The sequence below is a fragment of the Stutzerimonas stutzeri genome, from assembly GCF_024448985.1.
Classification (GTDB): Bacteria; Pseudomonadota; Gammaproteobacteria; order Pseudomonadales; family Pseudomonadaceae; genus Stutzerimonas; species Stutzerimonas stutzeri_AP.
The window spans coordinates 1-1,234 of the sequence record NZ_JAMOII010000048.1 but is presented as its reverse complement, the minus strand read 5'-3'; the positions used below and the strand labels follow the sequence as shown (position 1 = coordinate 1,234).

The window sequence follows — 1,234 nt, the reverse complement described above, 5'->3', positions numbered from 1 at the left end:
GTAGTGGTCAACCCATCCCGGACAGTGGGTTAAGTTTTTCTTCGGCCACCGCAGGCGGTAACCCACCGTTGAATTGATGCGGTCTGATCCAGTTGTAGTGGTGCATCAGGTAGTGGCTGATATCCCGCTGAGCTTCCTGTGCCGTCAGGTAACCGGCCTGCGGTATCCACTCCGACTTCAGGCTGCGGAATATGCGTTCCATCGGCGAATTGTCCCAACAATTACCCCGGCGGCTCATGCTCTGCTGCATTCGGTAGCGCCATAACCGCTGCCGGAACAAGCGGCTGGCGTACTGGCTGCCCTGATCCGAGTGGAACAGCACCTGCTGTGGCTTGCCGCGCTGCTCGTAGGCCATATCGAGGGCTTTGATTACCAGCTCGGCATCCGGTTTGGCGGAGAACGCCCAGCCAACCACCCGACGCGTGTGCAGATCCAGCACCGCGGCCAGGTAATGCCAACGACCTTGCGCCCAGACGTAGGTGATGTCGCCGCACCACACTTGGTTCGGGCGCTGGACAGCGAAGTCGCGGTTCAGTCGATTCGGGATATCCGGGCGCTCAACCGTGGCCTGCTTGTAGGCGTGCGAGCCCGGCTGCTTGCTGACCAGCCCCAACTCACGCATCAGTCGACGCACACGGAAACGGCCAATCGTCACGCCGTCCTCGCGCAGCATACCCAGGATGCTTCGGCTGCCAGCCGAGCCTCGGCTTTGGCTAAACAACTCGTTGACCCGACTACGTAGCGCGACGCGACGAGCATCGACACGGCGACGTCGAAGGCGATGGGCGTAGTAGCAAGACCGCGCCACATCGAAGGCTGAACAGACCACTTCTACCGGCTCCTGCTCACTCAACTGGTCTATCAGCGCGTACGATCGAGTTCGTCCGACATCAAGAGAGCGGTAGCCTTTTTTAATATCGCTTTCTCCCGCTCCAGCCGATTGATCCTGGCCTCTAGCTCCTGGATCTTCTGTTGCTCGGGTGTCAGCGCTTTGCTCTTTGGGGTAACGCCCTGGCGCTCGTCTTGGAGTTGTTTCACCCAGCGGCGTAATGCCGAGTCCACGACGCCCAGCGAACGGCAGGCCTCGATATGGCTGTAGCCCTGATCTAGTACCAAGGCAGCTGCCTCTCGTTTGAACTCGGCGGAAAACGTACGTCGTTGCTTGCTCATCGAACACCTCTTAATGGCGAGGATTTTCGCCTAAATCAGTGTCCGAGATCAGTAGACCACTACA

Annotated in this window: 1 protein-coding gene; it reads right to left on the bottom strand. The window is 59.2% G+C overall.

The window, feature by feature from the left end:
• Positions 1-7 precede the first annotated feature (7 nt).
• A protein-coding gene (locus NA647_RS19575; RefSeq protein ID WP_256059166.1) for an IS3 family transposase occupies positions 8-1,170 on the bottom strand; the annotation gives its coding sequence in 2 pieces (ribosomal slippage) (positions 8-915 and positions 915-1,170; 1,164 coding nt in all).
• Positions 1,171-1,234 lie beyond the last annotated feature (64 nt).